Here is a 19,389-nt window from a genome sequence, read left to right as displayed (position 1 = left end):
AAATGTTCGAAAGATCAAATAATCGCTTGTTCTATTTGCTTGTATATAGTGTATTAGTAGCTATCTACTTGCTTACTTTATCTAATAATCAAGCGATTGCCCACGATGGGATAATTTATGCAGCTCGTGCAAAAGAAGGTGTATGGGTGTTTCATCCCCATCACCTTCTCTATCACGCATTTACTTTGCTTGTTGTTAAAGGAATTCAAATTTTCTATCCATCGTGTGAAGTTTATCTCATATTATCTGGAATTAATAGCGTTTTTGGATCAGCTCTTGTTACTCTATTTTGTATTATTTTAATTGAACAATACAATTTTAAGAAGATTCAAGCAATTTCTGCATCATTGCTCATTGCTTTTTCTTATGGGATTTGGTATTATTCTACTTGTGTGGAAGTCTATATAATTCCGTTGTTTTTTGCTGGGCTATCGCTTTATTATTTCTTAAAAAATCCAGATGATTACTTTAAAATAGCCTTATTCGCTGCTCTGGCAACTTTATTTCATCAAACTTACGTATTTTTGCTTTTTGTATATTTGATTAGTTTTATCTATTCAAAGAAAAAAATTAACATCATACTAAAATTTGGGACAGCATTCCTGATTATAGTTGGTATTCCATACGTTTTAGTACTAATTTTTGATTACAAGGTAAAATCCATTTCTGATGCATATTACCAACTTACATTTTATGCCCATAAATTACCATATTTTTGGTCAAAATTCGGGTTTTCAATTTTTATTAATGATTTAGTTGGATTTATCCGGGTCATTACCTCAATTCATTTGCTTTTAGGCTTGAATTTTGTTCTGAATATCATTTTTAATTATTTCCCAGGCAATTCCTTCAAAGAAGAGCTTTATTTGATTCGAAATGCAACGTCTTATGAAGCATATATTGTAGTAGTTGTGCTTTCTGCTTTATTTGTAGCTTTTATCTACTTTTTCTCTGTTTCTATTAGAAATTTTATAAAAAATAAAGCTTTAAAATCTGAAAAGGTTTGGCTTATTTCATACTTGATTTTCTTTGTGGGATTTTTCAGTTTGTGGTCTTCAAATAATCTTGAATTCTGGATTTCAATATATTTCTTTCTAACATTGTTTTTGGTAATTTTCAACAAAGATAATGTTAGTTACAAACTATACTTTACTATTGGTCTTCTACTCTTTGTTTACAACTTTACTTCAACTACTCAATTTGTATTAAGCTCAAATAATGATTTTTATCAGAATAAAATAAATTATCTCAAACCGATAACCGAAAAAGAAAGCTTGTTAATAATTGATAATAATAACTATATGCTTTATAATTATCTGGTATATAATGGTTTTAAAAACATAAGAGAAATTGCTCAACTTAATTCTAATGAAGGAAAAGAGATATATTTTATCGGAGGGTTGTTTTATTCTCAGAATGAATTATCGCAAGAATACAAAAAAATAATAGATGAATTGAAACGAGATAGCAAGCTTATTAGCATTAATATTAACAATTCAATTATTTATAAGCTAAATAATTTAAACATAATAAAGGTGCAAAAATGAAATTTACACTTCACATTTGGCGTCAAAAAGATACTACCTCCAAAGGTAGTTTCGAAACTTATAAAATGGAGGATGTCTCCGAGCATATGTCGCTTCTGGAAATGATTGATGTGTTAAATGAGCAATTAATTTCCGAAGGAAAAGAGCCAATTGCTTTCGACCACGACTGCCGCGAAGGAATTTGTGGCGCTTGCTCTATGACAATTAATGGGCGACCTCACGGGAATATGAAAGGAACAACTACTTGTCAGCTTCATATGCGTATGTTCAAAGATGGTGATGAACTATGGATTGAACCATTCAGAGCACGAGCCTTCCCTGTTATTAAAGATTTAGTTGTCGACCGTTCTGCTTTAGATAGAATAATTGCTGCTGGTGGATATGTTACTGTGAATACAGGTGCAGCTCAGGATGCAAATTCTATCCCTGTTCCAAAAGAGAGTGCTGATTTAGCAATGGATGCAGCTCAATGTATTGGCTGCGGAGCTTGCGTTGCTTCTTGCCCTAATGGTGCTGCTATGCTATTCACAGCGGCAAAAATTATGCAGTTGGCATTGCTTCCACAGGGGCAACCAGAACGAAAAAAACGCGCTATTGCTATGATTGAACAAATGGATAAAGAGGGATTTGGTGCTTGCCGGAATTATTATGAATGTGAAGCTAACTGTCCTAAAAATATTTCAGTTAGATTTATCAGTAGAATGAATATCGAATTTTTATCAGCTGCGACTGCCAAATCTATGTAAAAAACAGGGGGCTATCCCTTTGAGAGGACAGCCCCTTCAATAATACATTAAAATTAATTATTAGCTCTACTTTGAATTAAATATTGGCGATTCGGCTACATTTCCATAGCAACGAATTTCAATTTCTGGTGTATCAGGTTCTGTCGTTTTCATTTTAATAAAAGCATTTAAATAGCCAGTTTTATCGGGAATAATCTGTGCAATTATTTCAATTTCTTCATTTGGTTGTAATTGCTTTTCTCCTACAAGATTGATTTTCAATATTTTCGGTTCAGTTTGGTAATCACTTAATTTTATTAGTTTATTAGTGTTGTTCTTAATAAAGAATTTTGCTGTGCTTTCAACACCAACTTTTGGATTATCAAATACAATGTAATTTGCCGGTTTGATCTCAATTGGACGAATAACATTTGCTTTTAGAGAGATAATTTTAGTTTGTGCATTTGGGTCGTTGGATATTACCCGAATCGTTTTATGGATTTTCCCGGAAGAAGAACCTAAATTTAAAGTAATTTTCATTCTTGTTGTGTCGCCAGGTGCCAGTTCATATTTGTCTAATGGAGCAGTAGTGCACCCACAAGTAGGTTTCACTTCCTTGATGACCAATTTTTCATTACCTATATTTTTGATTATTATTTCAGAATGAAGTGGATTGTCTTTTGGCGACACATCTTTCCAATCGACTGTTTCGCCACCAACGAATTCAATTTTGGGTTGCGAATACAATTGAAAAACTGATAAAAAAAGTAAAATCAATGCACATAAACGTTTCATTTTATCATCTCCTATTCTTTTATTATTTGTTTCTTATAACTAATAATGATAATTTTACAATAAAGTTACATTTGCAAGACTAAAATAATAAAATTAGTTGAAAAATGATAATCTTAATGTTTATATTGTTTTTTGTTTTTTCGAATAATTTATTCTCACAATTAGCTGGTGATATATACTACCTACAAGATTCAACAAAATACACAATACACTTTGGCCCCTGTTATATTTACGACGAGGTATATGAAACTTTTGTTTTGAAAAACATCGGCAGTGGAGAATTACGGATGCTCAATGTTTCTCCATCAATAGAAATCTTTGCTAGTCCAGATGCACTTACAGAATTTGAATATTTGCGATTTTCTCCTCATTCACCAGCTTTACCATTTAACTTAAACACTTCCGACAGACGAAGTGAAAACCTTGTTATAAAGTATACTCCTCTGCCAGATTTAATTGCCGAGCCAATAGGAAGAAAAACTGCAATGATGAAACTTGGATTAGTTGACCCAAAAGATACAACAAAAATTATAGTTCAGAAAACTTTCAAATTAATTACAAAAAAAACAGTTAAATTTATTGATGGATTTGATGATATAATTCTTTTTGATTCTGTCTTTGTAAACTCACCATTAGTGCAAGTGAAAAAACATATTGTAAGAAACACACAAAACTTCCCAATTAAAATTGTTGCTTCAAAAGATTCTCTAATTACGCAAAAATTTGCTGATAAAGAATTTATGTTTGAAGAGAAGAACTATCCGTTTTCATTATTACCCAAAAAATCAAATTTAGTTTATGAAATTAGTTATAATCCAATCGATTTGGGACCTGATACAGCAATTTTCAGAGTATATTTTATCCCACGTGAAGATTTAAAACCAGATTCGATCGATTTTTGTTCTGTAAGAGTAATTGGGTGTGGAGTAAAACAGAATTTGGAATTAACTTACTCAAATTATGATTTTGTTAGAGACACTATTTTTTTAGAAGATATTCAGACTAGAAAAAATACCAGAGTTTTTTTCAAGCTCAAAAATTCTGGTAATATTCCCTATGGTGCAGCAAACCAATATTTATGGGATAATATTAATAATAAAATTTCACGCTTTGCGACTATATCAAAGCCATTCCCTATTGCTCATCTACTGCCAGAAAAAGAATATGAGATGTCGATAGACATTAATCCTGCTCAAAGAGGCTTCTTCTCGTTAAAATATACTATTGAAAATGATTTTCCTACAAGAAACCTATTCGGATATAAAAGCAGTGATACTAAAAGAGAAATCTATATAATCGGTCGTGCAATTGAACCTGAAATTTTTACAAGTATGGATACTATTGATTTTGGGAATGTGTTTTATAGTGCTGATATTGAAGGGAATTGCCCTTCTTCGAAAGATACAACTATTAGAGTTCTGAATATTGGCAATACTAAACTTTATGTAAGCCAAATAATTATTGAAGATAATGATAAATTTTTTGTTTCCAAAAATGAAATGATAATAGACTCTAATAGCTATGAAAATTTAACATTTACATTTCAGGCTTCTTATCCACCCGGCGTATATTATTCACGAGCATTATTAATTAATAATGCTGTTCCTCCCAAAGACACACTAATTATTATTCTAAAGGCTGCAAGCGTGCCTCCAATATTTGCTCAATTAAGCATAGATGATAAAATCAAAAGCAAGCCAGGAAGAATAATTGATATTCCTATATTGCTTTCATGTGAACATTATAAACCAACTATTTATGCGAAGTATTATCAATTTGAACTTGCTTTTAATCCTACAATACTAAAATATCTTGGGAAAAAAACACAAGGGACCGCGTCTGAAGGCGCGACTGTAACAATTAATGATGATATTAGGGGGAAGCTTATTATTCAAGCTAATTCTGATATTTTTCTTCTTCCAAAGGATACCTTGTTGTTGTTAAGATTTAAAACATACCTTGGCGATAATCAAGTAAGTGAGTTGGCTTTGCAAAATGTAGTATTTGGTTCTGATAATTGTAAAAAGATATATGATTTAATAATACTTAATGGTAAATATTCACTTGACTCAATTTGTGGATTGCCGTTAAAAATTAATCCAATTAATTTTAATAAACCTACAATAATATCAATATTTCCTAATCCGGTAATTGCAAATCTTAACGTTTTAGTCAATTCTTCCAAGAATTTTTCTCTATTACAAGTTAAAATCATTAACTCTTATGGACAAATGGTATATGAAAAAGAAACTTCACTAAAGCCGGATAATATAGATATAATTGATATTGATGTTAATCAATTGAACGCTGGAGTTTATGCGATTTCCATAAGTGATGGGTATACAATTTTTGATACAAAATTATTTATCGTAAAACGATGAAAAAATATTTGATAATACTATTAAATTTTCTGTTTATTTGTGTTAATGCAGAAACTCAAGGCTTTAATTGGGAACTTTCCCCAAGACTGCCAGAGAATATTAATTATAACTTTTTGGGGATAATTTTTCAGCAAGGTTTTTCGAAAGAACTAGGAAATTTTGGTTTCTATGAAAATGATTGTAATTGTGGTAGTTTTTCAGATGGAAACGGCTTATCAAATACTTTCGGAATTAGTTTTGAAAAATGGATTTTAGATGGGAATGGTTCACTCTCTATTGCAATAAGTTATAATTATCGTAAAAATAAATTTTCTACAAAGCAAAATTTGCCGATAATATTACCAAATGGACAAGAAGATATAATAACCTACGAGAATATTTTTAAAAATTCATTCGATAATGTTGCTGTCAATTTTCAGTTCAAAAAAAGAATTTATAATAGTTTTTATTTTATTTCAATTGGGAACGTTTTTTATTTTTCTGTTTCTAATAGCCAAAAGCATATTGAAAAAATACTTTCTCCAAGCTATGCTAATCCATTCCCAACAAATCCTCCTTCTTACAGTAGGGTAGTTAGCGAAGGTCAAATTAATAAAACGAATGTCTTCAATCTTGCTCCATTTTTGTCTGTTGGAAAAGATATTGATTTAGGAGGAAAGTATTACATTAGTCCATATGTTCAAATTTCATATTTACTGATTAATCAAATTCGAGATGAAAAATGGAAGTCGATTCAGGTAGATGCGGGAATAAGATTAATGAGATGGTTTAATTAAGCAGTTTTAAAGGTATTACAAAAGTTATTTTAGTACCTTTATTTACTTCACTTTCAACATCAATACGCCCCTTGTGAAGTTCCACTACTTTTTGCATTATTGTTGTTCCAATTCCACTACCTCCATATTGGCTTGAAGTTGTAAAATACGGTTTTAGAAACTTAGATTTAGTTTCGTCGTCCATCCCTTTGCCATTATCAATTACTGAAAAATATGCATAATTAATATCCAAATCTGACGAGATAGCGATTTCTCCTTTTTTATCTGGAAGTGCACGTATTGCATTTTCGATTGCATTTCTAATAGCACGCACGAGCTTATTTTTATCACATTTCAGCTCAAAATTTTTTACATTTAAAATAAATTTAACATTTGGAAATAATTCTTCATCAAATTCTGCAACAGCTTGACTACATATCTCATATGAATTTACTTGATATAGGTCCAGAACATCTGTTCGACCAACAGTAATAATATCACGAATGCGATTCATCAAAATATTAACCTGATGAATTATCTTTTTTTGACGTGAACGAATTTGGTCTAAGTCTGAACTGCTTATATGTTCAGCATTTAGTTTAATTGTCGATAGGTTTGTTTGCATATCGTGAGCGAGTTGAGCCCAATTAGCCAGTCTTTTTCTTTCAAGTTGTTCAGTAATATCAATTCCGAACAATACATAACCTTTTGCGAAACCTCTAAAGTCTCTGATGGGTATTATAGAGCATAACCATTCAGTAAGATTCTCATCAATATACAATGATAATTTTTCTCTAATTGTTCGTTTATCATTTTTATTATTTTCATAAAACCTATAAATCTCCTTCATAAAATCATTTTTAAAATAATCTTTGAAGTTTTTATTCAATGGAATATTACTACTGAGAGAAAGCAATGATGACGCGTAATTATTAGCAAAAATTAGTTTACCTTTTTGGTTTATAATAAATAAAAAACTTGTTGCTGGAATATTGGCAATTATATTTAGTAATTTATTTTTCGTTCTAATTGTATTAATTAACATTAATGCAATTAGAATGATTATAATTGGAATAACATATTTAGCGTATTTGTGAAATATTAATTTAACAAAAGAAAGCTTGTTTTTTCTTATTTCAAAAACCAATGAATTAGATTTAGAGGTGATAATAATTTGATTATTATTCTCAATAATATCAATAACATCACTTATTTGCTGAGAAATATTAAAAAATTGAACTGCTTGAATAGTTAAATTTGTATCAAAAACGCATATCCCATTTTGATACAAGGTATAAATACGATTGTTAATTATTTTGATAAAAAATGGTTGTACAAACTCGATTGGATATTCAATGTAGTTGAGAGCATTTGAAGCAGTGTAATATTTACTTAATATATTATTTTTTTCATTTGTTTGCAATGCAAATATCGAGTTATCTGAAAAAGCAATAAAATTTGAATTAGCATTTATCCATATTGAGTTATTGATGGTGTAGTCTCTTTTGTTGACTAAGTAAATTAAAGATTTGTTGTTGGATGAAGTAAAAGTAAGCGATAAATAATTGTACAAATCTATAATTTTGACTTTATTATAAGAAGGAACTGTTAAACTATGAAAAAAATTTCCGTCAGAATCTATGAATTTTATGACATTTTGCGAACTTTCTTCCTCGACAATTGCAATATAAATTTTGTCATTTAACAGATAAAAATTGGCACTTAATGCATTCTGACTTAAAATAGAAAACTCTTTTGGGAAATTGTCAAGTATATTGAATAAATATATATTTTTATCTATCTGCAATAAAATAAGATTATTTTGTACAAGAATATCTAAATATTCAAAATAATTTTCGAATGTATTTGAGATGTATATTCTGTTGCTGATATTATCTTTTGAATAAATAACAAGAAACAAACTGTCATTAACAAATGTCAAAAGAATAAGATTACCAAAAGCAGACTTTGAATATAAGACTGATGTATTGGACAACGTAATACCATTCTTTGGTTCTAAATTTTCTGTTTTATAAATGTAGCTATTTTCACCTAAAAAGCCAAAGTGTAATAGATATAGATCTTTGTCTAAATTAATAACTTCACCTTGTTCGATTGATTTTGTGAAATTGATATAATATGGATAATAATAATTCCCATATGTTGGAATTGCTAATAAAGCAAAAAATATTAGCAGGAAAGTATGTTTTATTATTTTTTCTCTAATTGGCATATAGCAATCGCAGCAATTCCTTCACCACGACCAATTGCACCTAATTTTTCATTAGTCGTCGCTTTAATATTAATTTGATTAATAGATATGTTGCAAGCATTGGCAATATTTTTGCGCATTTTGAGTTTGAAATCTCTAATTTTAGGTTTTTCGGAGATAAGAGTGGCATCAATATTGACAATAGTGTATTTGTCATCAATAAGATTAATCACATTTTTCAATAATTCAAGAGAAGAGATATTTCTGAAAAGTTCATTATTGTCAGGGAAATGTTCGCCAATGTCGCCAAGAGAAGCCGCACCAAGAATAGCATCCATTATCGCGTGAACAAGAACATCACCGTCACTATGGGCAACCGTGCCATATTCAGTATCGAAATTAACACCACCGAGTATTAATGTTTCACCTTGCTTTAACTGATGAATATCATAACCAATACCTACCATAAACACCTCTATCTTATATTATATGCACGCAAAATACCTTGATAAAGCCAGTTTGCAATTGCCTGTCGATTTGATGGTTCTATCAATCTAATTTGGTCTTGTGGATTTTGAATATTTCCAAGTTCAACATAAACCCCAAAAGGAATAGCGTTACGGAGCGTCCAAAGATTTCTGCCATAAATTCTTCCTTGATAACCGCGACCTGGTTGATTTTTGTCATATTTTTCCTTGATAGTATTAAGCAGAACTTCGCAAAATTCTTTCCCTTTTTCACTTTCAGGTTGATGATAGAAAAAAATATCAATGCGTTTATCAGTTATTCTTGAATCAACGTGTATTTCAATGAGTAAATGATTTGTGCCCTTTTTGTTGTAAGTTCTATAGATTTCATTGACTATATCTGTACGTTGTTTTAATCTTGTTGGCTGTATGCTTGAAATTGTATCACCATTGATTAATTTTTCAGTTCCAGATTTTTTAAGAAATTTGTCGTCAGATATTGCGTCTTCATCATCCTGAACAATCAAAAAAACTTCTGCACCACTTTCCATAAGTTTTTTCGCTAACCTTAATGATACATCGTAAGCATATTGATGCTCGTGTAATTCAAAACCATTTCTAAATCCAATAGCACCAGGGTCTGGACCTCCGTGTCCAGCGATTATGTAGAAGTAATGGCCAACTAATTTATTGTCTAATACTGTATTGATTCTGTTTTTCTCGCCGAAAAGTTCATTGTTTTTCTTAAAATTATTTCTTAAAAAATTATCTTTTTCAGGATTTTTCTCATTTTCTTTACTAATAATATCATTTGCTATGTCAAATTCGATAAAAGGCACCCAAAGAATTTGATCATCTTTGTAGGAATGCTTTTTTACTCCTTTTTTTACTATCGTTGTATTATAGTCCTGAATTTTTTTTGCTGTTTCGTAATCAATATTTAGAGTTGAACGAATATTTTTATTATTAAACTTCACTATCTTTATTGGAAGCTCGTATTCTTTTCCTAAAAACAAACCTTTTTGCTCAGATAATCTATTTTGATTTTGTTTGAAGAAGAAATCAATGTTTTTTTCGTAGGTCAAATTATATCTTGTAAGTAATGCATATATTGATTCACCTTTTTGAGGTAAAACTCTAAGTAATTCAGAGAATAAGCTTGAATTAGCACACAAAACAAACAACAAAATAATGCTATAATTTTTCAATTTTATAGATAATTATTAATTTACACAATCTAAATAACAAATATAATAACATATTAACTAAAAGTCATAAAAAATGTATATTCCAACTACAAAAATAGAATTAAAGGAACTCGATTGGGAAGAACTCGATGTAATTATAGTAACGGGGGATGCTTATATAGATACTCCGTACGATGGTGCAGCCGTTATTGGTAAATGGCTTATTAAAAACGGATATAGAGTTGGAATTATTTCTCAACCAACACTTCAATCAGATGAAGATATATTGCGATTGGGTATACCTAAACTATTTTGGGGAGTTACAGCTGGATGTGTCGATTCAATGGTTGCAAATTATACTGCTACAAATAAAAGAAGAAGTTTAGATGATTTAACTCCAGGAGGATATAATATATTACGACCTGATAGAGCAACAATAAAATATGTGAATTTAATTCGCCAATTTTGTAAGAAAAATGTTCCAATTGTTATTGGCGGGATAGAGGCAAGTTTAAGAAGAATTGTTCATTATGACTATTGGGATAATAAAATAAGACGATCTATTTTGTTCGATTCTAAGGCGGATTATTTGATATATGGTATGGCTGAGAAAAGCATATTAGAATTTGCTAATTCTATCAAAAATAATCAAGATTTGACAAATATTCGAGGATTATGCTATATTTCTAAAACTAAAATAGATGACCACATTCAATTACCTTCTTATGAAGAAGTTTTAAATTCAAATTCAAAATTGATTGAAATGTTTGAAATTTTTTACTCTAATAATGAACCTACATCATCAAACGGATTATCCCAAAAAACAGGGGATAGGTATTTAATACATAATCCACCACAATTTTATCCTACTCAATCTGAAATAGATAACTACTTCGACCTCGATTTTGAATATGACGCACATCCTTTTTACAAGCAAAAAGGTAAAGTTAAGGCACTCGAAACTATTAAGCAGTCGATTATTTCTCATCGTGGTTGCTTTGGAGAATGCAATTTTTGTGCTATAGCTGTTCATCAAGGGAGAAAAGTGATTAGCAGAAGTGTTCATTCAATTATTAAAGAGGTTCAAAAAATATCATCTAAACCCAACTTTAATGGGATAATATATGATGTTGGTGGTCCAAGTGCAAATATGTATGGAATGGATTGCAAGAAGTTTAATGAACACTGCCATGCAAGAAGATGCTTGTACCCGAAAAAATGTAAAAATCTTAACAATAATCATAATGATTATCTAAAACTATTAGATGAAATTTCCAAAATCTCAAGGATAAAAAAAATATTTATTTCATCAGGTATTAGATTTGATTTAGCATTGAATGATAATAATTATGGGGAAAAATTTATTTATAGGCTTTCAGAAAAATATGTTTCAGGACAGTTAAAAATAGCACCAGAGCATATTTCAAAAAATGTTCTAGAAGCAATGGGCAAAACCGTAAACAAAGAAGATCTTGTAATTTTTAGAGATAAGTTTATGGAATATTCAAAAAAGGCTAGAAAAAATCAATATCTTACATATTACTTTATGGCTGCTCATCCTGATTGTTGTCAAAATGATATGATAGAACTTAGAAATTTTTCGAGAAATAATCTTAAAATTTATCCCAAACAAATTCAAATTTTTACCCCAACTCCTTCAACATATTCAACTTTGATGTATTATACAGAATTTAATCCATTTACTAATAAAAAGATATTTGTTGAAAAATCAAATCAAAACAAGCAAAAACAAAAAGATATATTGTTGCAAAGTACAAATAAAAGGAGGAAATAATTATGGTACTTGCTGAATTTTCAATGTTTCCGACTGACAAAGGAGAAAGTGTCAGTGCTTATGTGTCTCAAGTTATTGATTATATCGATAAAAGCGGGATAACGTATAAGCTTACACCAATGGGAACAATATTAGAAGGTAGCTGGGAGGAAGTGATGGATGTAATTTCAAACTGCTTCAAAATCCTTGAACCACAAGCAAATAGAATATATTCAACTATTAAGATTGATTATCGAAAAGGTGAAAAATCTCGAATGTATTCAAAAATAAATAAGATAGAAAAATTGCTTAATAAATCTATCAAACAATAACTGTTAGTCATTGATAATATCAAGTTTACAGGCAAATTGAATTGTTTAGAAATCAAAAAGCCTGTAAACTTAATTAATACTCTTTATTTTAATATAATTAGCTATGGGATGGTAATTCCAAACCGTGAGATTTTCCTTTTGTTTCGTTATGTTTGAGAAGAAATGCAAAAATAAAACCAATAATACCAAGTCCTGCAAAAACTAATATTGTATAAGTATAATCTAAATTACCGGGTGAAACACCTACATTAGTTTTATCTAAAACCCAACCTGCAATAATTGGGAATGCCCACAAACCTAAATTCTGAATAGAAGCCATTGTCCCATAAGCAGTACCAAGTTTTTTCTCCTCAACAATTAATGCAACCGAGGGCCACATTGCAGCAGGAACAAGCGAGAACGCAATCCCAAGAATGAACATTGGTATATAAGGAGTTAAATACGTAAGCGATAGAATTAAATGAGATAAAATCAATAGAGCAGAACCCAAAAACATCAAAGAAGCTCGCTTTCCTCTTTTATCAACAAAATAACCAAATAATGGAGTGAATACAATTGTTCCCCAGATAATTAAACTTGATAAAATACCGCTCCATTCTATTGACAAGTTGAATTTATTATGAAGTAAATCGGGACAGTAACTTTGAAATGGGAAAACAGCCGAGTAAAAAGTTACGCACAATACACATACATAAATAAACGATTTGTTTTTTACTAAGTCAACAATATCTTTCAAGCGGAATATTTCATCTTCTGCCAATTTCGCTGATTTATCCTCTTTGGGAGTATGTTTTTTATCCAGATAAATGTATACAACAAAGCATACAAGACCAATGGTCATCAAAATTGTTGCTGCCCAAAGTGCTGTTGTCCAGTGAATATAATTTACAAATACAGGGGATAAAATCAATGCTGCGGCTGTTCCAAGACGAGCAATTGCTAAATTAACACCGAAAGCTAATGCTAATTCTTTTCCTTTGAACCATTTTACCATTATTTTGTTGGAAACCACAATACTTGTTTCAGCACCTAAACCAAATAGTAATCGACCTAACATTAACATTTTTAATTCAGGAGAAATTGATGGAATAATTGCTGATACAAAGCCATAACCAAAGCCACCGTTGGAAAAATATGGACTTGCTCCATAAGAAGAAAAAAATGCACCTAAAACACACAATGAGACAAATAGCAGTCCTGTTTTTCTAATTCCCCATCGGTCCAAAATAATGCCACCAAGAATGGACATTGCTAAAAATGTATTGGGGAATGAATAAAGTGAAACTAACCAACCGTATGCAGTATTACTAAAACCAAGGTCATTCTGCATTATTGATTTTATTGATGACATTGCGTCATAAACATAGTAATTAGCAGAAATACTAATACTAACCAAAAGCAAAACAAACCATCTTGTTAATTTAGATAAATCTTGAACACTACTCAATTTTTTCTCCAAGTATTTTTCAATAATTTTAAAAATAATTGTTTTTTTCGTGAAATTGTAAAAAAAATTCATTAACTTACTTTTTTAAAATATAAAATTATCATATGAAATTCCAGCAATATAGTTTCTGTATAATCGTCTTTTGATCTGTATAATCGTCTTTTGAAATATAATATATTATCAATTATTATTAAAGGAGAACAAAATGGAACATTTAACTAAGCAAACGTTTATCGAAAAAATTTTTGACTACGAAAATAGTAATGAATGGGACTACAAAGGCACAAAACCTGCTATTATTGACTTTTATGCAGATTGGTGCGGTCCGTGCAAGATGGTATCGCCAATATTGGAAGAAATCGCAAAAGAGTATGAAGGATTGATCGATATTTACAAAATTGATACAGAAACAGAACAAGAATTAGCAATGGTTTTTGGTATTCGCAGCATTCCATCGATCCTATTTATTCCAGTAAACGACCGTCCACAAATGGCTGTCGGAGCATTTCCAAAAGATGGATTTATTAAAGCTATCGAAGATATTTTCAATCTGCAACATCCTGGCAAAAATAACATTATTATTAACTAATAATATTATTATAATTATAGTTTAAAATAATCCCCAACCTAAATGAATGAAGGTGGGGATTATTTTTTATTAAGAAATTCAATAATTTACTGAACAATGATTTTTTGTGTTATGCAATTGTTATCCACATAAATAACTGCGTAATAAATACCCGAAGATAAATTTCTCAAAGAAAGTTGGTAAAAGTTTTTCTCTGGACAGTCCTTGATTACTTTTTCACCGACAGAATTATACAATTCGATAAGTTGTAAATGAGAATTATCAATTGAAATAATTGTTACAAAACCATTTTTCTCTACAATAGTTGGATAAACACCGACATTTAGTCGATTATTATTATCGATCGAGGTTACTAAATTTACCTTTGCCTTGTTCGATTCAGCTAATACTTTTCTTGTATCAATATAGACACTATCAGGAAGAAAATCTAAATTGAATGTGAAACTTTGCTCAATTTGGTCATTAACAACAAATATTTCAGCAACTGTATCTTTATTGAAGAAAACAATAGGCAGATAAGTAACAAACAGGGAATGAGCATTTTGACTACTTTGAGTTTGTTTTAAATTTACTTTAATAGAATAATTATTTTGTTCAGGCAAAAAGCCTGCATCAGCAGATAATTGATAGATTGGATGACCCGGTTTTTTAAGCCATTGGTCGAAGAAAATATCCAACGGAACAGGTGAACTTATTACTTCATCTTCGAAATGTTGCTGAAATTTCTCAATATTAATGTTTGAAAATGCAAATTTTTTCAGCAAATTACGAAAAATAGGGAAGAAGACATTATCTCCGAGCATTATTCTCAATTGATGATAAACCCAGGAAGCTTTGTTATAAACAAGTAAACTGTACGGAAATGCAAACAAATATTGGTTAGGTATTCCATAAATTGGAACAGTCATAAGAAATTTTCTACTTCGATATTGATTTCCAACAGAGTTCATATAATTTAGATATGTTTCGTATCCTCCCCAGTCTTCTGCCCAAATCGCTTCACTCCAAGTAGCCCCACCTTCGTTGAACCAAATGTTACTCCAATCCTCACAAGAAACTAAATCGCCAATCCATTGATGAGCCATTTCGTGAGCAATTCCTGATTCATTTCTGCCACGGAGCCACGAACGATTGACAAAAGTAATTGTTTGGTGCTCCATACCACCAAAATAAAATGGTTGTATCGCTACTTGACCATATTTACGGAATGGATATGGGATAAAGGCATCGGAATAAATTTGCATAATTTTGGCAGTTGGTTTAAATGCATTTTTTGCATTATAAACCGTCCAATCTGTTATCTCATTTTCTAAGTCATTTTCCCAAACGTAATAAACTAATTCGATTGAGTCCGAAGGATTATCAGAATATTTAAACCACTCGTTGTATGAAACATACTTTGATGCAGCAACTGCCATCAAATATGTAGGAATTAATGCAGTGTCTGCCCAGTGATAAGTTACGTTTTCCTCATTTTCTTCAACGTTAATTAGTAATCCATTTGAAACCGCAAGAAAGCCTTTGGGCACTTTGATTGATATGTTTGCTCTTGCTTTATCATTTGGTCGGTCATTACAGGGCATCCAATATCTTGCATCTTCTGGTTCGCTCATAGTATATGCAATGCGTTCTTGTGTATAAACCATTTCTCCACTCGGACCATAACCAACAGGCATATCTTTCGGAAAAAGATAAAACCCAAGTGTATCCGGGCCCACAAATTTGTAATCGACAAATACTTCAATTGTATCACCGATATTTAGAGTATTTTCCAATGAAATAGAAAGCAATCCTTGTTTATAATTATATGAAGAAACAGATATGTTGTTAATTGATACTGAATTAATCAACAAATTTATCGCATCAAATTCAATCTTGTTAATATTTGGTTCTGTTATTTGGATAGTGATTTTATTTCTACCTAAGAATTCAAATTTTATTGGTTCAGATGATAAGGCTTCGGTCCAATCAAGTAACAAATCATAGCTCAAAACATCGTAATTGCGATGAGTATTACTATTAAACAATTTTTGATATTTGGATAATTCATAATTGCTTATTAAACTTCTTTTGTATTCAAAAAAATCCCCATTTTCTAATAAAAATTGAGGATATTGGGATTGAAGCACATTAAAAGAAATAAATAAAAGCAAAAATATTGATACAATTTTTTTCATAAAATACCTTTTCATATTTTTATAATGATGCAATAAATGAAATATTTAATTCTTATTAGCTTCCCACCCGCCCAACCTTATTTCAAAATTTGTTCTGGTGTATATTTGGGCCTCTCTTTACCCAAGGGACATCACCTCCTTATTTTTCTGAATTGATTAGTATTTCAGCAATTTGAATAGCATTTGTTGCTGCACCTTTTCTAATATTATCGGATACTACCCATAAATTCAAACCGTTTTCAATTGTAGTATCTCTTCGAATTCTACCAACATAAACCTCATCTTTTCCTTTTACGATATCGGGTGTAGGATAGTACTCATTTTTTAAATCATCAATGATTTTAATTCCTTTTGAATTAGCGAGCAGATATTTTACTTCTTCAATCTCGAAAGGAAATATTGTTTCAATGTTAACTGCTTCACAATGACAAGCGAAAAATGGTAGTCGAACGCAAGTTGACGTAATTTTAATATCGAATGAATGTAATATTTTGCAAGGTTCGAAATGAAGTTTAGCTTCTTCGTTCGTGATTTCTGGTTGTTCTGGTTCAACAGGGTGAAAAATAATATTAGAGAAAATTCGATGTTTGTCGTGAGTTTGTATTCCTTGAATTTCTTTTTCAAGTTTATCTATACCTTTTTGCCCAGCACCGGAAATTGATTGATAAGTTGAAACTACTACTCTCCTAATATGGTATTTCTGATGCAATGGTCCGAATACAACGGCAAGAGGAATAACATTGCAGTTTGGATTTGCAATAATACCGTTGTGCTTGAAAATATCATCAGGATTAACTTCCGGGACAACGAGCGGAACGTTTTCGTCCCTACGCCAAGCACTACTATTGTCTATTACCACACAGCCGCTTTTTGCAGCAATAGGTGCAAATTCCTTGCTAACAGAAGACCCTGCGGAAAATAAGGCAATATCTGTACCATAAAATGAATCTTTATTTAAGGCTTCGATAACAAATTTCCTACCTTTAAATATTATTTCTTTGCCTGCAGAGTTCTGAGAAGCAAATAATCGAAGGTTGTCAATTTGTAAATTTCTTTCTTCCAATACTTTTAAAAATGTTCGACCTACTAAACCGGTTGCGCCAACGATAGCTAAATTAACTTTTTTCATATATACTTTTCTCAAATTCTGGAATAATAAAAGAACTAATTTTAAGAGCTTGTCCTGTATCTGAATCAACTAACAGATGCACACCGCACAAATGCACGTCATTTTCTGCAAGTTTATATTTGTGAGCAGTTTGAAGAGTAAAGCGTTTCAAAGCAACAGATTTGTCGAGACCGAGAACAGAATCGTACGGACCTGTCATCCCAACGTCTGTAATATATGCTGTGCCATTTGGAAGCAAGCAAGCATCAGCAGTTTGAACGTGTGTATGTGTTCCAAGAAGAGCTGATATACGACCGTCAGTGTGCCATCCCATAGCGATTTTCTCAGCGGTAGCTTCTGCATGAAAATCTACAATAATGACTTTCGCTTTACTCTGTACATTATTAATTACATAATCAATCGATTTAAAAGGACAATCAATAGGATACATAAAAGACCTACCTTGAAGTTGCACGACTGCAATCTGATTCCCTTTCTTCGATTGTGAAATTTTGTAACCACGACCAGGATTCCCTTGTGGGTAGTTATATGGACGAAGAATTCTATCGTCTTGCGCAATTAATGGACGTGAATGCCAATTATCCCAAATATGGTTGCCCGTAGTAATAACGTCAACCCCTAATTTAAAAAGTTCTTCTGCTTCGTCCTTCGTAATACCTTTACCATTTGTAACATTTTCGCCATTTGCGATTACAAAATCAGCTTCATACTTTTCAATTAAATTACTGATATGGTCTCTAACAGCGTTTAATCCAGGTTCTCCTACAATATCTCCAATAAACAAAATACTATTTTTCAATTTACCCCCATCTAAAAACTTGTTAATTTCTGCCCGCAAACAATTGTGGTATCAAAGTCAGTTCTAACAAATGCAACATTATCAAACCAATTTTCTTTTAATATAACCCACAGTTCTGTTTCAGTCATAATATCTCCTTCAAGTGTATTGACCATCATGTTTAACGAATTCATCACAGCACTTTTGGGGGTAATTTTATCATCATTAATTACTTGTTGATGAATAAACACTTGACCGTTTTTATTTAAAGAGTAATAAATCTTTTTTAATAATTCCATATTATCCCATAATGAATACTCTTGAAGCAAATATGAAACAAGCACAACATCATAATTATTACCAATGTCTTGGAGATAAACATCACAAGGTATAATATTAATATTTTCATATTTACTTATTTGACTTACTTTTTCTATTTGACCAACAACATTTGCATAATCGAGGCCAATGCACTCTATATGAGGATAGTTTTTAGCAATTTCAATTAAATAAGAACCACAACCACAACCGACATCTAAAACCCTTTTGCAATTTCTAAGATTCATATTTCTAACAACGATTGGAGCCTCATATTTTGATTTCCATTTTAGCGAAAGAAGGTAATTAAAAATCCACTCTTGGTCCTTTTCATTCACAGTTTTAAACTCTTTTGGCTTTCCTTTTTTAATGCAATATGTTAGATCTGTCCAAGAGTTCCAAAGATCGTTGATATGATGCAATTCACCGATATACTCTTCACCATTTTCAAGAAGATAGTGCTTTGTAATTGGGGAATTTTCATACAAATCATTGTGTTTAATTAAGAAGTTCAGTGTACATAGAGCATTGAGTAGCCTTTCGGTATTTTTTAAGTCAGTTTGAATTTTATTAGATATTTCTTTGGCTGATAATTTGTCTTCGCCGATAATTGAAAAAATATTTAGTTCAATTGCAGCAAAGAAGATTTTGCTTTTTTGAAATGAAGTCGCGACATCAATAATTAAGTTGTATTTAGAATTTTCACTCCACAATGAAGGCTTCATATATTACTCACTCTTATTGGAAAATGAATTTTATAAATTAAGAATAAATAT

At 30.9% G+C, this 19,389-nt stretch carries 16 protein-coding genes; 7 read left to right on the top strand and 9 right to left on the bottom strand.

Translation table 11 applies throughout. The features are described 5' to 3' along the window. Nucleotides 1-2 precede the first annotated feature (2 nt). Both AC6QZF_RS08905 and AC6QZF_RS08900 read left to right on the top strand, forming a co-directional pair. The gene (locus tag AC6QZF_RS08905; protein WP_499799538.1) at nt 3-1,547 is read left to right on the top strand and encodes a hypothetical protein; all 1,545 of its coding nucleotides are present in this window, start codon (nt 3-5) and stop codon (nt 1,545-1,547) included. Next, on the top strand, nt 1,544-2,293 hold the full coding sequence (locus AC6QZF_RS08900; protein ID WP_499799537.1) for a succinate dehydrogenase/fumarate reductase iron-sulfur subunit: 750 nt from the start codon (nt 1,544-1,546) through the stop codon (nt 2,291-2,293). Before AC6QZF_RS08905 ends, AC6QZF_RS08900 begins: the two co-directional genes overlap by 4 nt. 66 nt (nt 2,294-2,359) lie before the next feature. Here the strand turns inward: AC6QZF_RS08900 and AC6QZF_RS08895 are convergent, their stop codons facing one another. After that, entirely contained in the window at nt 2,360-3,067 is a 708-nt protein-coding gene (locus AC6QZF_RS08895; RefSeq protein WP_499799536.1) for a DUF1573 domain-containing protein, read from the bottom strand. A gap of 257 nt (nt 3,068-3,324) precedes the next feature. On the opposite strand from AC6QZF_RS08895, the gene AC6QZF_RS08890 reads away from it, so the two are divergent. Together AC6QZF_RS08890 and AC6QZF_RS08885 are read left to right on the top strand one after the other, a co-directional pair. Next, nucleotides 3,325-5,448, top strand: coding sequence for a T9SS type A sorting domain-containing protein (locus AC6QZF_RS08890; protein ID WP_499799535.1), 2,124 nt, complete (start codon nt 3,325-3,327; stop codon nt 5,446-5,448). Further along, nucleotides 5,445-6,224, top strand: a complete 780-nt coding sequence (locus tag AC6QZF_RS08885) for a hypothetical protein (RefSeq protein WP_499799534.1) — start codon at nt 5,445-5,447, stop codon at nt 6,222-6,224. Before AC6QZF_RS08890 ends, AC6QZF_RS08885 begins: the two co-directional genes overlap by 4 nt. On the opposite strand, the gene AC6QZF_RS08880 is transcribed toward AC6QZF_RS08885, so the two are convergent. The 3 genes from AC6QZF_RS08880 to AC6QZF_RS08870 are packed head-to-tail and all read right to left on the bottom strand — an operon-like array spanning nt 6,217 to nt 10,090. Then, on the bottom strand, nt 6,217-8,436 hold the full coding sequence (locus AC6QZF_RS08880) for a sensor histidine kinase (RefSeq protein ID WP_499799533.1): 2,220 nt from the start codon (nt 8,434-8,436) through the stop codon (nt 6,217-6,219). The two genes, AC6QZF_RS08885 and AC6QZF_RS08880, sit on opposite strands and share 8 nt — an antisense overlap. Continuing rightward, entirely contained in the window at nt 8,415-8,882 is a 468-nt protein-coding gene (gene ispF / locus AC6QZF_RS08875) for a 2-C-methyl-D-erythritol 2,4-cyclodiphosphate synthase (protein WP_499799532.1), read from the bottom strand. The genes AC6QZF_RS08880 and ispF overlap by 22 nt, the downstream gene beginning before the upstream one ends. Nucleotides 8,883-8,890: 8 nt before the next feature. Next, nucleotides 8,891-10,090 carry an N-acetylmuramoyl-L-alanine amidase family protein gene (locus AC6QZF_RS08870; RefSeq protein ID WP_499799531.1) on the bottom strand — a complete coding sequence of 400 codons (1,200 nt, stop codon included), beginning with the start codon at nt 10,088-10,090 and terminating at the stop codon, nt 8,891-8,893. Between the two features lie 73 nt (nt 10,091-10,163). Between AC6QZF_RS08870 and AC6QZF_RS08865 the strand changes: the two genes are divergently transcribed. Continuing rightward, the gene (locus tag AC6QZF_RS08865; protein WP_499799530.1) at nt 10,164-11,864 is read left to right on the top strand and encodes a YgiQ family radical SAM protein; all 1,701 of its coding nucleotides are present in this window, start codon (nt 10,164-10,166) and stop codon (nt 11,862-11,864) included. Between the two features lie 2 nt (nt 11,865-11,866). Then, nucleotides 11,867-12,175: an MTH1187 family thiamine-binding protein gene (locus AC6QZF_RS08860; RefSeq protein ID WP_499799529.1), complete on the top strand. Its 309-nt coding sequence runs from the start codon at nt 11,867-11,869 to the stop codon at nt 12,173-12,175. Nucleotides 12,176-12,272: 97 nt separating this feature from the next. Here AC6QZF_RS08860 and AC6QZF_RS08855 read toward each other — a convergent pair whose 3' ends face one another. Further along, on the bottom strand, nt 12,273-13,622 hold the full coding sequence (locus AC6QZF_RS08855; RefSeq protein WP_499799528.1) for an MFS transporter: 1,350 nt from the start codon (nt 13,620-13,622) through the stop codon (nt 12,273-12,275). Nucleotides 13,623-13,827: 205 nt separating this feature from the next. Here AC6QZF_RS08855 and trxA point away from each other — a divergent pair, with 205 nt between their 5' ends. Then, nucleotides 13,828-14,211 (top strand): thioredoxin, encoded by a 384-nt coding sequence (trxA, locus tag AC6QZF_RS08850; protein WP_499799527.1) that lies wholly within the window; start codon nt 13,828-13,830, stop codon nt 14,209-14,211. A gap of 86 nt (nt 14,212-14,297) precedes the next feature. Here trxA and AC6QZF_RS08845 read toward each other — a convergent pair whose 3' ends face one another. The 4 genes from AC6QZF_RS08845 to AC6QZF_RS08830 all read right to left on the bottom strand — a co-directional run bounded on the left by AC6QZF_RS08845 (nt 14,298) and on the right by AC6QZF_RS08830 (nt 19,338). Beyond that, nucleotides 14,298-16,388, bottom strand: a complete 2,091-nt coding sequence (locus AC6QZF_RS08845; RefSeq protein WP_499799526.1) for a M1 family metallopeptidase — start codon at nt 16,386-16,388, stop codon at nt 14,298-14,300. A 139-nt stretch (nt 16,389-16,527) separates the two neighbouring features. Then, nucleotides 16,528-17,517 carry an aspartate-semialdehyde dehydrogenase gene (locus AC6QZF_RS08840; RefSeq protein WP_499799525.1) on the bottom strand — a complete coding sequence of 330 codons (990 nt, stop codon included), beginning with the start codon at nt 17,515-17,517 and terminating at the stop codon, nt 16,528-16,530. Beyond that, nucleotides 17,504-18,316, bottom strand: a complete 813-nt coding sequence (locus tag AC6QZF_RS08835; protein WP_499799524.1) for a TIGR00282 family metallophosphoesterase — start codon at nt 18,314-18,316, stop codon at nt 17,504-17,506. Before AC6QZF_RS08835 ends, AC6QZF_RS08840 begins: the two co-directional genes overlap by 14 nt. An 11-nt stretch (nt 18,317-18,327) precedes the next feature. Then, on the bottom strand, nt 18,328-19,338 hold the full coding sequence (locus AC6QZF_RS08830) for a methyltransferase (RefSeq protein WP_499799523.1): 1,011 nt from the start codon (nt 19,336-19,338) through the stop codon (nt 18,328-18,330). Nucleotides 19,339-19,389: the final 51 nt, after the last annotated feature.

This window comes from Eximiradius sp., from assembly GCA_937127445.1.
Lineage (GTDB): Bacteria > Bacteroidota > Ignavibacteria > Kapaibacteriales > UBA2268 > JAKIZO01.
The sequence above is the reverse complement of the archived record's forward strand: the minus strand, read 5'-3'. Positions and strand labels throughout refer to the sequence as shown.